Origin of the sequence: Mesorhizobium sp. WSM1293, assembly GCF_000513875.1 — a bacterium.
In the GTDB taxonomy this organism is placed as follows: Bacteria; Pseudomonadota; Alphaproteobacteria; order Rhizobiales; family Rhizobiaceae; genus Mesorhizobium; species Mesorhizobium ciceri.
This window is the reverse complement of sequence record NZ_AZUV01000018.1, coordinates 1-12,886: the sequence shown is the minus strand read 5'-3', so window position 1 is coordinate 12,886 and position 12,886 is coordinate 1. Positions and strand designations below refer to the sequence as shown.

13 protein-coding genes are annotated in these 12,886 nt (G+C 63.0%); 6 read left to right on the top strand and 7 right to left on the bottom strand.

Annotation, left to right across the window (positions count from 1 at the left end):
• The first annotated feature begins 53 nt into the window (after positions 1 to 53).
• A complete protein-coding gene (locus M729_RS0121665) occupies positions 54 to 2,066 on the top strand; it encodes a thioredoxin domain-containing protein (protein WP_027162834.1) in 2,013 nt (670 codons plus the stop codon).
• A 201-nt stretch (positions 2,067 to 2,267) separates the two neighbouring features.
• Here the strand turns inward: M729_RS0121665 and rho are convergent, their stop codons facing one another.
• From rho to hemE, 3 genes are all read right to left on the bottom strand, one after another.
• Positions 2,268 to 3,533 carry a transcription termination factor Rho gene (gene rho / locus M729_RS0121660; protein ID WP_013528732.1) on the bottom strand — a complete coding sequence of 422 codons (1,266 nt, stop codon included), beginning with the start codon at positions 3,531 to 3,533 and terminating at the stop codon, positions 2,268 to 2,270.
• 229 nt (positions 3,534 to 3,762) lie between these two features.
• Positions 3,763 to 4,299 carry a protoporphyrinogen oxidase HemJ gene (gene hemJ, locus M729_RS0121655; RefSeq protein ID WP_027162833.1) on the bottom strand — a complete coding sequence of 179 codons (537 nt, stop codon included), beginning with the start codon at positions 4,297 to 4,299 and terminating at the stop codon, positions 3,763 to 3,765.
• On the bottom strand, positions 4,299 to 5,330 hold the full coding sequence (hemE, locus tag M729_RS0121650; RefSeq protein ID WP_027162832.1) for a uroporphyrinogen decarboxylase: 1,032 nt from the start codon (positions 5,328 to 5,330) through the stop codon (positions 4,299 to 4,301). The genes hemJ and hemE overlap by 1 nt, the downstream gene beginning before the upstream one ends.
• A 405-nt stretch (positions 5,331 to 5,735) precedes the next feature.
• Between hemE and M729_RS0121645 the strand changes: the two genes are divergently transcribed.
• The 5 genes from M729_RS0121645 (at position 5,736) to dnaQ (ending at position 9,732) form a co-directional block, all read left to right on the top strand.
• Positions 5,736 to 6,557, top strand: coding sequence for a pyruvate, water dikinase regulatory protein (locus tag M729_RS0121645; RefSeq protein ID WP_013528729.1), 822 nt, complete (start codon positions 5,736 to 5,738; stop codon positions 6,555 to 6,557).
• A gap of 238 nt (positions 6,558 to 6,795) precedes the next feature.
• Positions 6,796 to 7,395 carry a Maf-like protein gene (locus M729_RS0121640; RefSeq protein ID WP_027162831.1) on the top strand — a complete coding sequence of 200 codons (600 nt, stop codon included), beginning with the start codon at positions 6,796 to 6,798 and terminating at the stop codon, positions 7,393 to 7,395.
• Complete coding sequence (locus M729_RS0121635) at positions 7,388 to 8,230, top strand: shikimate dehydrogenase (RefSeq protein WP_027162830.1); 843 nt, start codon at positions 7,388 to 7,390, stop codon at positions 8,228 to 8,230. Before M729_RS0121640 ends, M729_RS0121635 begins: the two co-directional genes overlap by 8 nt.
• Entirely contained in the window at positions 8,227 to 8,820 is a 594-nt protein-coding gene (coaE, locus tag M729_RS0121630; protein ID WP_027162829.1) for a dephospho-CoA kinase, read from the top strand. Before M729_RS0121635 ends, coaE begins: the two co-directional genes overlap by 4 nt.
• 210 nt (positions 8,821 to 9,030) lie before the next feature.
• The gene (gene dnaQ, locus M729_RS0121625) at positions 9,031 to 9,732 is read left to right on the top strand and encodes a DNA polymerase III subunit epsilon (RefSeq protein ID WP_024504096.1); all 702 of its coding nucleotides are present in this window, start codon (positions 9,031 to 9,033) and stop codon (positions 9,730 to 9,732) included.
• Positions 9,733 to 9,920: 188 nt separating this feature from the next.
• On the opposite strand, the gene msrA is transcribed toward dnaQ, so the two are convergent.
• From msrA to M729_RS0121605, 4 genes are all read right to left on the bottom strand, one after another.
• Positions 9,921 to 10,658, bottom strand: a complete 738-nt coding sequence (gene msrA / locus M729_RS0121620; protein WP_027162828.1) for a peptide-methionine (S)-S-oxide reductase MsrA — start codon at positions 10,656 to 10,658, stop codon at positions 9,921 to 9,923.
• 142 nt (positions 10,659 to 10,800) lie between these two features.
• A complete protein-coding gene (locus M729_RS0121615) occupies positions 10,801 to 11,079 on the bottom strand; it encodes a hypothetical protein (RefSeq protein ID WP_027162827.1) in 279 nt (92 codons plus the stop codon).
• 102 nt (positions 11,080 to 11,181) lie between these two features.
• The gene (locus M729_RS0121610) at positions 11,182 to 11,880 is read right to left on the bottom strand and encodes a DUF1223 domain-containing protein (protein ID WP_027162826.1); all 699 of its coding nucleotides are present in this window, start codon (positions 11,878 to 11,880) and stop codon (positions 11,182 to 11,184) included.
• A 269-nt stretch (positions 11,881 to 12,149) separates the two neighbouring features.
• A complete protein-coding gene (locus M729_RS0121605; RefSeq protein WP_027162825.1) occupies positions 12,150 to 12,521 on the bottom strand; it encodes an endonuclease domain-containing protein in 372 nt (123 codons plus the stop codon).
• Positions 12,522 to 12,886: the final 365 nt, after the last annotated feature.

Here is a 12,886-nt window from a genome sequence, read left to right as displayed (position 1 = left end):
ACCGAACCGCCCTAGCTTCACGCCTATCAGCCAATCGCACCCGAGTTTGCCCAGTGACGCTGCCCGCGCAAAACCTGCTTGCCGAAGAAGCCAGCCCCTATCTGCAGCAGCACAGCGGCAATCCCGTGCACTGGCGCGCCTGGTCACCGGCTTCGCTCGAAGAGGCAAAGGCGCTGGACAGGCCGATCCTGCTCTCGGTCGGCTATGCCGCATGCCACTGGTGCCATGTCATGGCGCATGAAAGCTTCGAAAACGACGGTGTCGCCGCCGTCATGAACCGTCTGTTCGTCAATATCAAGGTCGACCGCGAGGAGCGTCCCGACATCGACCAGGTCTATATGGCGGCTCTCTCCGCGATGGGCGAGCAAGGCGGCTGGCCGCTGACCATGTTCCTGACCCCGGACGGCAAGCCGTTCTGGGGCGGCACCTATTTTCCGCGCGAGCCGCGCTATGGCCGCCCTGGTTTCATCCAGGTGATGGAGGCGGTGGACAAGGCCTGGCGCGAGAAGCGGGCGAGCCTCATCCAGAGCGCCGACGGCCTGACGACGCATGTCGAGGCGCGGCTCGCCGGTTCGCACGCCAGAACCGTGCTCGACCGCGACACGCTGGCGGAACTGGCCAAAGGCATCGACGGCATGATCGACCGCGATCTCGGGGGCTTAAAGGGCGCGCCGAAATTCCCCAACGCGCCGTTCATGCAAACGCTGTGGCTGTCCTGGCTGCGTGACGGCAACGCTGCCCATCGCGACGACGTCCTCAACAGCCTCGAACAGATGCTGAGCGGCGGCATCTACGATCATATTGGCGGCGGGCTCAGCCGCTACTCGACCGACGCCGAATGGCTGGTGCCGCATTTCGAAAAAATGCTTTACGACAATGCCCAACTCACCCGCTTCTGCAACTGGGCTTACGCGCAGAGCGGCAACGAATTGTTCCGGGTACGAATCGAAGAGACCATCGACTGGCTGCTGCGCGAAATGCGCGTTGACGGCGGCGCCTTTGCCGCCAGCCTCGACGCCGACAGCGACGGCGAGGAGGGGCTGTTCTACACCTGGAGCAAGGAAGAGGTCGAAAACACCCTAGGCGACGATTCCGCCTTGTTTTTCAAATACTTCACGCTCTCCAGCCCACATGGCTGGGAAGGCAAGCCAATTGTCCACCAAACAAGGTCCCAGCAAGCGCAGATCGATCGCCAGGAGCTCGGCCCGCTCAAGGCGAAGCTTCTCGCCATCCGGGAACAGCGGGTCAGGCCCGGCCGCGACGCAAAGACCCTCACCGACTGGAACGGCCTGATGATCGCAGCTCTTGCCGAGGCCGGCCGGTCCCTGGCGCGGCCTGACTGGATCATTGCTGCGGCAAAGGCCTTCGCCCATATCAGCTCAGCCAGCCGCGACGGCCGCTTGCCACATTCGATGCTCGGCGCCAGAAAATTGTTCCCCGCTCTGTCGAGCGACTACGCCGCCATGACCAATGCCGCGATCTCGCTGTTCGAGGCATTGGGCGACTGGAGCTATGTCGGCCAGGCCAGCAAGTTCGTCGAGCAACTCGACCATTGGCACGCAGACGCCGAGAAAACTGGCTACTACCTGACTGCTTCCGACAGCACCGACGTGCCGATCCGCATCCGGGGCGATGTCGACGAAGCCATTCCGTCCGCCACCGGCCAGATCATCGAGGCGCTGGTCAGGCTCGGCTCCGTCACCGGCAATCTCGAGCTGCAGGAAAGAGCCTGGCACGTCGCCGAGCATGCCGCCGGCCGCGCGGCGCAGCAGGCCTATGGCCAGGCCGGCATCGTCAATGCCTGCGCGCTGGCGATCGAGCCGCTCAAGCTGGTGTTGGTGGATGAGTTCACAGATCCAAAGCTCGTTCCGGTTGCGAATCGAAACCCGGACCCGCGCCGCATCGAAATCGTCGTGCCGATCGGTACGGCAGCGAATCGACCCTTGCTGCCCGGTGGAATCCTGCCGCCGACCGACAAGGCAGGTGCATGGTTGTGTACAGGGCAGGTTTGTTTGCCGGCGGTGACGGATGCTGAAGAGCTCGAGCGATTGTTGCGACGGCGATAGTTTTGCTAACCGCCGGCGAGAGACGCCCCCTCTGGCCTACCGGCCATCTCCCCCTCAAGTGGGGAGATCGGCAGCTTCGCTGTTCCGCTCACCTTACAGCGTTGATAATTGCCGAAAGCGACCAAGGGCATAATCTCCCCCCTAGAGGGGGAGATGCCCGGCAGGGCAGAGGGGGGCGCGAAGGACCGCTACCACATCCCCTTACGTGTTCATCGAATCGAAGAAATCCGCATTGGTCTTGGTCTGCTTGAGCTTGTCGATCAGGAACTCGATCGCGTCGGTGGTTCCCATCGGCGCCAGGATGCGGCGCAGCACGAAGATCTTCTGCAGGTCCTGCTTGGAAACCAGCAGGTCTTCCTTGCGGGTGCCGGACTTCAGGATGTCCATGGCCGGATAGATGCGCTTGTCGGCCACCTTGCGGTCGAGCTGGATTTCGCAGTTGCCGGTGCCCTTGAACTCTTCGAAGATGACTTCGTCCATGCGGCTGCCGGTATCGATCAGCGCGGTGGCGATAATGGTCAGCGAACCGCCTTCCTCGATGTTGCGGGCGGCGCCGAAGAAGCGCTTCGGCCGCTGCAGCGCGTTGGCGTCGACGCCACCGGTCAGCACCTTGCCGGATGACGGCACGACGGTGTTGTAGGCGCGGCCGAGACGGGTGATCGAATCGAGCAGGATGACGACGTCGCGGCCATGTTCGACCAGGCGCTTGGCCTTCTCGATGACCATTTCGGCGACCTGCACGTGGCGCACCGCCGGCTCGTCGAAGGTCGAGGAGATCACCTCTCCCTTCACCGAGCGCTGCATGTCGGTCACTTCTTCCGGCCGCTCGTCGATCAGCAGCACGATCAGATAGCATTCCGGGTGGTTGGCGGTGATCGAGTGGGCGATGTTCTGCATCAGAACCGTCTTGCCGGTACGCGGCTGCGCGTTGATCAAGGCGCGCTGTCCCTTGCCGATCGGCGCCACCAGGTCGATCACACGGGCCGATATGTCCTTGGTGGTGACATTCTCGATCTCCATCTTCAGCCGCTTGGTCGGATAGAGCGGCGTCAGATTGTCGAAGTGGATCTTGTGACGGATCTTCTCGGGATCGTCGAAATTGATAGTGTTGACCTTGAGCAGCGCGAAATAGCGCTCGCCCTCTTTCGGGCTGCGGATCGGCCCTTCGACAGTATCGCCGGTCTTCAGCGAAAAGCGCCGGATCTGCGACGGTGAAATATAGATGTCGTCGGGACCTGGCAGGTAATTGGCGTTGGCGGAGCGCAGGAAGCCGAAACCGTCCTGCAGCACCTCGACCACGCCATCACCGATGATCTCGATCTCCTGGGCGGCCAGCTTCTTCAGGATCGCAAACATCAGCTCCTGCTTGCGCATGACGCTGGCGTTTTCGACCTCGAGCGATTCGGCATAAGCGATCAGCTCTGGCGGTTTCTTGTTCTTGAACTCGGCGAGTTTCATTTCTTGCATAGACGGACCTTGAATAGATGGAGTCTGGGTAGGCTTTGGGAAAATATCGGCGGGATGCGACAAATGCCGGGCGCGGCCGAAAACAACGAGGGGCGGCGCATGACGGGAAGGAAGACCCGTCTTTTATCGTCGGTCGGGTGAAAGAGCAAGCTGCGTTTTGCATGGCCTATGAAGGCCTAAACGCATCAATGCCTGTCGCAGTCTCCTGGCCGTTTTTGAGCAACATGCATCAGAACGGCTTGACCACCACCAGGATGACGATTGCGATCATCAGCAATGTGGGGATCTCGTTGACCATCCGCCAGTGCCTGGCCGGTTTTTCATTACGGTCCTCGGCGAATTTGCGCACCGCGCCGGCCAGATAGCCATGCATGGCCGACAGCAAAAGCACCGCTCCGATCTTGGCGTGAAGCCAGCCGCCCTGGAAACCGAAACCCTTCCAGGCAAGCCACAGGCCGAACACCCAGGTGACGATCATCGCCGGGTTGATGATGCCGCGCAACAGGCGCCGCTCCATCACCTTGAAGGTTTCCGACTGCACCGAGCCCTTCTCGGCATCGGCGTGGTAGACCAGCAGCCGCGGCAGATAGAGCATGCCCGCCATCCACGAGATGACGGCGAGGATATGGATCGCCTTGGCCCAGGGGTAGAAACCGTCGGGTGCCGCGAAATACAAAAGCGCGGTGAAAACGATCAGCACGGCGATACCTGATATCATGCGCATCATCGCCTGGCCGCCGCTGTTCGTGTTGTTCATCTGAGCCATCAGCGTGTCGCGCTCCGCACCTGTTTCACCATCGCCTCGACATGGGCGATCGGCGTCTCCGGCGTGATGCCGTGACCGAGGTTGAAGATCAGCGGCCCGTCTCCCAGCGCTCCCAGGATCGCCTCGACGCCATCCGACAGCGCCTTGCCGCCAGCCACGAGCCGCAAGGGATCGAGATTGCCCTGAACCGCACCCGAGCGCTGCAATTCTTTCGCCGCAATCAGGGGCACCGTCCAGTCGATGCCCAGCGCCGTTACGCCGGTCTTCTGCCGATAGGTCCGGTAGCGCGCACCGGCGCCCTTGGGAAAACCGATGATCGGGACATCGGGATAAACCGCCCGCACCCGGCCAACGATCTCGGCCATCGGCTGAACGCAGAACAAATCGAAAGTTTCATCGTCCAGCACGCCGGACCAGGAATCGAAAATCTGCACCACATCCGCGCCCGCCTCGATCTGGCGGATGAGATAGGCGGCCGAATGTTCGGCAAGCACCTTCAGCAATCGTTGAAAGGCCACCGGCTCGCGATAGGCAAAAAGCCGCGCCGGCGCCTGGTCGGGCGTGCCATGGCCGGCAATCATGTAGGTCGCCACCGTCCACGGCGCGCCGCAGAAGCCGATCAGGGTTGTCTCGTCGGGCAATTTGGCCCGCAATCGGCGAACCGTCTCGTAGACCGGTTCGAGATTCACGTGAAACACCTTGCCCTCCAGAGCCAGAATCTGCGGCGCGGTGATCGGCGTCAGCAGCGGCCCCCTGCCCTCTTCGAAACGGACGTCACGGCCAAGCGCATGCGGAACGACAAGGATATCGGAAAACAGGATCGAAGCATCGAAGCCGAAGCGCTCGATCGGTTGCAAGGTCACTTCGACGGCAAGGTCTGGATCATAGCAGAGATCGAGGAACGAGCCTGCTCGCCTGCGTGTCTCCCGATACTCCGGCAGATAACGCCCTGCCTGACGCATCATCCAGAGCGGAGGCGGAAAATGAGCCTTGCCCTTCAGGACATCCAGCATGATCCGGTTCTGGGGCATCGAGCGCTCGCTTCTTCCGGCCTCTTCTATAATCAAAGATTCTTATATCTAAGATTCTTCTGATTCTAAGAGTCTGTTGGTTCTGGTGATTGCCACCTGTCCCGCTTTGCCCCGGAAAACACCAGCCAACATATTGTCGCGTGCTTCTTTTTCCTGGATGCAGGGTTCTGGGGATAGTCCGGAATCCGTCACTGGAGTCAAAGCCTTAGCAAGAGTGGCGCAAAACCTGCCCTGTGGACGGACGACAGCCAAAAGAAGCCGTCCCCAAACTTGTCCCCAGCCGTCCGGCGAAGCTGACAGCGCATCGAATTGTGGACAAACTGCCATCTGATACAGTCGCCTCCGACCGACCCGTTTTTCCATCCCGCTTTATCCACAGCGGCCCACAGCCCCAGGTGACCCCCTGTGAACAAACCCCAGAGCTTCTTCCACCTGCACCTGATTTCCGACGCGACCGGCGAAACGCTGCTCGCCGCCGGCCGGGCGGCTTCGGCACAATACAAGGATGCGCGCGCCATCGAGCATATCTATCCGCTCATCCGCACCGAAAAGCAGGTGGCGAAGGTGTTCGAGGACATAGAGGAAGAGCCGGGCATCATCCTCTATACGGTCGTCGACCAGAAGCTGGCGCGCGGCATCGACGAGCGCTGCGCGGCCATGGGCCTGCCCTGCGTCTCGGTGCTGGAGCCGGTGCTGACCGTGTTCCAGTCCTATCTCGGCACCCCGGCCGGCCGCCGCGTCGGCGCCCAGCATGTTCTCGACGCCGAATATTTCCGCCGCATCGACGCGCTCAATTTCACCATGGACCATGATGACGGCCAGTTGCCGCTCAACATGGACGATGCCGATGTCGTGCTGATCGGCATTTCTCGCACGTCGAAGACGCCGACCAGCATCTATCTCGCCAACCGCGGCATCAAGACCGCCAACATCCCGATCGTGCTCGGCGTGCCGGTGCCGGAAAGCCTGGTTGCCGCCAGCAAGCCGCTCATCGTCGGGCTGATCGCCACCGCCGAGCGCATCTCGCACGTCCGGCAAAACCGCATCCTCGGCAACAGCAGCTCGTATGAGGCATCAGACTATGTCGATCGCGCGGCGATCAGCGAAGAACTCGCCTACGCCCGCAAGATCTGCACGCGCCATGGCTGGCCGATGATCGACGTCAGCCGTCGCTCGATCGAGGAAACGGCGGCGGCCATCGTTGCCCTGCGGGGGAAGAATAGATAGGGCAGGTAAGATAAGTGAGCACCAGCACCCCTCATCCGACCTCGCTTCGCGAGGCCACCTTCTCCCACAAGGGGAGAAGGAAGAACGTGGCACCGTCGTCTCCGCAAGATACCGCCAGTTGGCGATTTGCAGCGGCGTACGCGTGGGACTTCCCTTCTCCCCTTGTGGGAGAAGGTGGCCGAGCGAAGCTCGGTCGGATGAGGGGTGCGTGACGGAGCGCCAACATGGGTGAATCAGCATGACCGAAAAACTTATCCTCGCTTCCGGCAGTCCGTTCCGCAAGGCGATGCTGGTCAATGCCGGCATCGATGTCGAGGCGGTGCCGGCCGATGTCGACGAGCGCGCGCTCGAGTCGCCTTTGCAAGATAGCGGCGTCTCGCCCGAGGACGTCGCCCTGGTGCTGGCCGAGGCTAAGGCGACCGAAGTCAGCGAGCGCAGGCCGGGCGCCCTGGTGCTGGGCTGCGACCAGACGCTGTCGCTCGGCGACGAGGTGTTCCACAAGCCGGCTGACATGGAGGGTGCCCGCCGTCATTTGCTGGCGCTGTCGGGCAAGACCCATCAGTTGAACAGCGCCGCCGTGCTGGTTCGCGACGGCAAGGTTTTGTGGCGCCATGTCGGCATCGCTTCGATGACCATGCGCAAGCTCGACCCCGCATTCATCGGCCGCCACCTCGCCCGCGTCGGCGCCAAGGCGCTGGGAAGCGTCGGCGCCTATCAGATCGAAGGCGAAGGCATTCAATTGTTCGAGAAAATCGAGGGCGATCATTTCACCATTGTCGGCCTGCCGCTGTTGCCGCTGCTGGCCGAACTGCGAGACCTGGGGGCGATCGATGGCTGAGGCGTCGAAAAAAGCCTTCGTGTCGGGCCATCCGGTCAAGCATTCGCGCTCGCCGAAGATCCATGGTCACTGGCTGGCCAAACATGGCATCGACGGAAGCTACCAGGCCATCGATGTCGCGCCGCAAGACTTTGCCGTGTTCGTGGAAACATTGCAGGCAAACAATTACCGCGGCGGCAACATCACCATCCCGCACAAGGAAGCGGCCTTCGCATTGGCGGAACGCCGCGATCAGGCGGCGCAAGAAATCGGCGCCGTCAACACGCTGTGGTTCGAGGACGGCGTCCTGTGGGGCGGCAACACTGACGGTCACGGCTTCGCCGCCAACCTCGACGATCATGCACCGGGCTGGGCAAGCAAGGGTCCGGCGGTGGTGCTCGGCGCCGGCGGCGCGTCGCGCGCCGTCATCCATGCGCTGAAGGAGCGCAGCGTTGCCGACATCCGCATCGTCAACCGCACTCTGGCCCGAGCGCAGGAATTGCGCGATCGTTTCGGCACCGGTGTCTCGGCGCATGGCATGGCGGCGACCAACGAACTGCTCGGCGATGCCGGCCTGCTGGTCAACACCACCGCGCTCGGCATGCATGGCAATGAAGGCCTGTCGGCGAATCCCGCCCGGCTGCCCGACCATGCCATCGTCACCGACATCGTCTATGTGCCGCTGGAGACGCCGCTGCTCGCGGCCGCCCGCGCGCGAAATCTGAAGACGGTCGACGGTCTTGGCATGCTGCTGCATCAGGCCGTGCCTGGCTTCGAGCGCTGGTTCGGCATCAGGCCGCGGGTGACGGCCGAACTCCGGGCCCTGATCGTCGCCGATCTGGTGCCGAAGCCATGATCGTGCTCGGCCTCACCGGCTCGATCGGCATGGGCAAGTCGACCACGGCAAAAATGTTCACTGACGCCGGCGTGCCGGTCCACGATTCCGACGAGACGGTGCATCGCCTCTATGCCGGCAAGGCAGCCCCCCTGGTCGAGGCCGCCTTTCCCGGCACCACATCCGCCGGCGTGGTCGATCGTGCCAAACTTGGCGCGCGCGTGCTCGGCGATGCCGCGGCGCTGAAGCGGCTGGAGACCATCATCCACCCGCTGGTGCGCGCCGATGCCGATGCCTTTCTGGCCAGGCATCGTGGATCAGGCGCGCCGATCGCCGTCCTCGACATCCCCCTGCTGTTCGAAACCGGCGGCCGCAACCGCGTCGACAAGGTCGTCGTCGTCACAGCGCCAGCCGAGATCCAGCGCCAGCGCGTGCTGGCGCGGCCCGGCATGACGGAAGAGAAGCTGGCGTCGATCCTGGCCAAGCAGGTGCCGGACGCGGAAAAGCGCCGTCAGGCCGATTTCATCGTCGACACCGGCCAGGGGATGGACGCCGCGCGGGCGGAGGTCGCTGCAATCATCAGCCAGCTGATAGGCAAGCCAGGTGGTTGAGCCCACCGCTCGACCGCCAGCTGTCGATGTGAGAGCCGCTTATCTGCCTGCCGGCTTCGCTCGACACCTCTCCCCCGATCGACGGGGGAGAGGAAAGGTGCAGGGCGATGAGGGGCGGCGCAAACCTGTGCGATTGCCCTGGCCATCATAGTTTCTCATTGCCATTTTGTTCCGCTCTCACGATTCTGCTCCTTTGGAGCGACTGATTCGATGCGTGAGATCATCTTCGACACGGAAACCACCGGCCTCGATTCGCGCGACGACCGCGTGATCGAGCTGGGCGGCGTCGAACTGGTCAACCGTTTCCCGACCGGCAGGACCTTCCACCACTACATCAACCCGCAAGGCCGCGCGATCCATGCCGAGGCACAGGCGGTGCACGGCATCAGCGCGGCGGACCTCGCGGGCAAGCCGACCTTTGCCGAGATCGTGCAGGAGTGGCTGGACTTCACCGACGGCGCCAAGCTGGTCGCCCACAACGCCACTTTCGATGTCGGCTTCCTCAACGTCGAATTCGGCCGGCTGGGTCACCCTGTCATCGACAACGGCGTCGTCGTCGACACGCTGGCGCTGGCGCGCCGCAAGCACCCGATGGGTCCTAATTCGCTCGATGCGCTCTGCCGGCGCTACGGCATCGACAACACCAAGCGCACCAAGCACGGCGCCCTGCTCGATTCCGAATTGCTGGCCGAGGTCTATATCGAGCTGATCGGCGGCAAGCAGGCGGCCCTTATCCTCGACAGCGCCACCGCGCCGGCGCAAGGCGAAAATGTCCGCCAGATCGAGATCATCATCAGCCAGCGCCCGGCACCCCTGCTGCCGCGCGTCACCGAAGCCGAACGCGCCGCGCACGCCGGCATGGTCGCCACGCTTGGCGAAAAGGCGCTGTGGCTGAAGGTTGCGGCTGGCTAGCGGCAAGGTGGAGGCCGGCTGGCAGCGAGGTTGGTGGAGCCAACCCTCGAAATTGGCCGCAGAGTCCCACGCCTTCGTCATCCTAGGGTCTGCGCCGCGTCGCTTCGCTCCTTGCTTCGCCCTAGGATGGCGAACGGACGGGGCGTCGCCGCCCTTGGCACACCCCACCCCCGCTTCTCGCACTCAACTCAATTGCTCGCCGCCAGCACCAGCACCGGCTTCTCGCTATAGAGCGCCGGGAACAGGGCCTTCAGGTTCGCCACCTTGGGCAGGTCGTTGTAGACGATGTAGGGATAGGTCGGGTTCAGCGTCAGGAAGTCCTGATGATAGTTCTCGGCCGGATAGAAGGTCTTGCCGGTTTCCAGCGTGGTGACGATCGGCTCCGGGAACACCTTGGCCTGGTCGAGCTGGGCGATGTAGCTTTGCGCGATCTTCTTTTGGGCATCGTTTTCGGCGAAGATCGTCGAGCGGTACTGCGTGCCGGAGTCCGGACCCTGGAAATTCAGCTGGGTCGGGTTGTGGGCGACCGAGAAATAGACCTGCAGCAGCTGGCCGTAGGTCACCTTCGACGGATCGTAGGTGATCTCGACGGATTCGGCATGCCCGGTGCGGCCTGAGCCGACCGTCTCGTAGACGGCGGTGTCCTTGTCGCCGCCGGTGTAGCCGGAGACGGCCTTGGTGACGCCCTTGACGTGCTGGAACACGCCCTGCACGCCCCAGAAACAACCGCCGGCGAAGACTGCCTTTTCAGTGCCGGTGGCCGCCTTTTCGTCGAGTGCCGGCGGCGGGATCTTCACCGCGTCCTCGGCCGAAACCGCCGGCGTCAGCCAGAAGGCGGCGCCCGCGGCGGCCAGCGCAAGAGCGGCGAGCGCGCTGCGGAAGACGTTCGACGATTGTCTGATGACTGGTTTTTGAATGTCGGTCATGGCTTGAGCTCCTGTGACGTCCATCATGTGGAGTCTATTGGATAAGATACGATCATGCGACGGGCGAGTTGCGGCCGAAGCCTCACTTTCACGTGCATCCGGCTTCGGACCCGCGGGACCGAAGCCGGAAACAGCACCGCCTTTACTTGGCCGGAGCCATCGCATCCGTTGCCGGCTTCATGGCGTCAGCCGCCGGCTTCATGGAATTGGTGGCCATCGGGTCGGCAGGCTTCATCGCATCCGTTGCAGGTTTCATGGCGTCTGCGGCCGGCTTCATCGCATCCGCGGCCGGTTTCATGGCATTTGCAGCCGGCTTCATCGCATTGGTCGCGTCGTCGGCACGGGCGATGCCGCCGGCAAACAGCGCCGTCGAGCACAGAGCGAGAGCGAGCGCCGGCAGCGTCAGGCGGGAAGTGGTCATGATGATCTCCTTGGGGTTGGCGTTGAAGGCGCGCCCTCTAGGCGGCCGTGCTATGCGGCGCCGCTCCATGCGGCGTTGCGCAATCTCTTGTCGAAGCGGGATCTAGTCGGTCGCGGCGGCCAGGATCGGTCCGCCACCGGGCGACTGCACGAGCACGGCGGTGCTCATGCCGCCGGACGCGGCGGGCAGAGGATATGTCGCGGCCGCGCCGGTCCAGCTGCCGAGGTTTTCGAGCGCATGCACGACATTGGCGTGCGGCAAGGTGCGGCCGGTGTTTTCGCCGCGCGAAACCGGCACCTCGACGACGCCCTTGGCATAGCGCACCAGCCAGACATCGGCGCGGCCGCCAGGTGCGGCGCCGGCGCCGATGCTGATCTTGCCGCCATCGAGCGACAATGCCGGGCCGCTTGTCCGGCCGCTCGCCGCAATCAGCTTTTCGATTTCGCCGGGTGCGGCGCCGACGACATCGGCATGGCCGTTGACCACCACTTGCGGCGTGAACGGCCCGTCATGGCCGAGCGCCGGCTCATAACTGACCTGGCGCCGGGTGAATTCCTGTTTTCCGAAGATATCCTTCCAGCCGAGATAGTCCCAATAGGTGACGTTGAACGACAGCGCCAGCACGCCGGGCTGGTCCTTGACCTTGATCAGATTGGCATTGGCCGGCGGGCAGGACGAGCAGCCCTGGCTGGTGAACAGCTCGACCACGCTGAGCGGCTGGGCCGCCGCCGCACCGAGCGACGCTGCCAGCGCAATCGCCGAGAGGCTGGACACTTTGATGAACGTGCTGGACCCTGACATCGGCTTGCTCCGTGGGCGGCGGCGCCTGGAAGCACCGCAGATATCCCCACTTCGCCGCTGTCGGCGCCTTCGTTACAGCGCTCACCGGTTTGTGATCGGGCCGCAGGTGTTCTTCCCTTCTCCCCCTGTGGGAGAAGGTGTCGCCGCAGGCGACGGATGAGGGGTGTTCCAGGGAAAGCCAACGTCTCACTCCGCTGGAACACCCCTCATCCGTCTCGGCGCTACGCGCCGATCCACCTTCCCACAGGGGAGAAGGGAAGAACGCGCCCCTACCGCCAAGGCTGTAGGCTGGTATCCCGTACATAGGCGATGATGGTATCGCAAACGGCGTTCATGTCTTTCAGAACGTCATCGTTCCAAAAGCGCAGAATGCGAAAGCCTTTCTCTTCCAGGTGAGTTTTGCGGACGCTGTCAGACTCCAACTCCGCATGCTGGCTGCCATCGATCTCGACGACCAAGCGTGCTTCGAAGCAGACGAAATCAGCAATGTACTTTTCAATAGGAACCTGGCGCCGAAATTTTATCCGGTCGAGCCTGCGGTCGCGCAGTTCATGCCACAGCCGGTCTTCCGCTTCCGTCATTACACGCCGGAGCGAACGGGCGAAGCTTCGTTTGGCTGGCGGGACAGGTTGATGCGGCATGGCTTAGATTAGCCGGCTATTGCGCTCCGTCCAGCACCCCTCATCCGTCTCGGCGCTACGCGCCGATCCACCTTCTCCCCTGTGGGCTAGCGTGCGCACACATTTGCTTCGTGCTGTGGTCAAGCGTGAAGAAGCGACGCCGGAAAATGGCTTGAAGTGTTTGAANCGCATNTGATTCTGTAGCTGCCATTGTTCTGGAGGCTACGACGATGGCTTTGCTGCTTGGATACTTCGGCGACCTGCGCCTGCAAAAAAGGGGAGCATGGTTCTGGAGCGCATGTTTGCGCGTGTCAGCGCGGGCATGCGCCGGCTGGCCGACACGCGCGCCGAGAAGGTTGCGTTCACGCGCCTGTTTCGCAATCGCC

Coding starts and splice junctions, on each gene's coding strand:
- M729_RS0121615 (WP_027162827.1), bottom strand. CDS start 11,079: ATGACCACTTCCCGCCTGACGCTGCCGGCGCTCGCTCTCGCTCTGTGC.
- dnaQ (WP_024504096.1), top strand. CDS start 9,031: ATGCGTGAGATCATCTTCGACACGGAAACCACCGGCCTCGATTCGCGC.
- M729_RS0121610 (WP_027162826.1), bottom strand. CDS start 11,880: ATGTCAGGGTCCAGCACGTTCATCAAAGTGTCCAGCCTCTCGGCGATT.
- rho (WP_013528732.1), bottom strand. CDS start 3,533: ATGCAAGAAATGAAACTCGCCGAGTTCAAGAACAAGAAACCGCCAGAG.
- coaE (WP_027162829.1), top strand. CDS start 8,227: ATGATCGTGCTCGGCCTCACCGGCTCGATCGGCATGGGCAAGTCGACC.
- msrA (WP_027162828.1), bottom strand. CDS start 10,658: ATGACCGACATTCAAAAACCAGTCATCAGACAATCGTCGAACGTCTTC.
- hemE (WP_027162832.1), bottom strand. CDS start 5,330: ATGCCCCAGAACCGGATCATGCTGGATGTCCTGAAGGGCAAGGCTCAT.
- hemJ (WP_027162833.1), bottom strand. CDS start 4,299: ATGGCTCAGATGAACAACACGAACAGCGGCGGCCAGGCGATGATGCGC.
- M729_RS0121640 (WP_027162831.1), top strand. CDS start 6,796: ATGACCGAAAAACTTATCCTCGCTTCCGGCAGTCCGTTCCGCAAGGCG.
- M729_RS0121605 (WP_027162825.1), bottom strand. CDS start 12,521: ATGCCGCATCAACCTGTCCCGCCAGCCAAACGAAGCTTCGCCCGTTCG.
- M729_RS0121635 (WP_027162830.1), top strand. CDS start 7,388: ATGGCTGAGGCGTCGAAAAAAGCCTTCGTGTCGGGCCATCCGGTCAAG.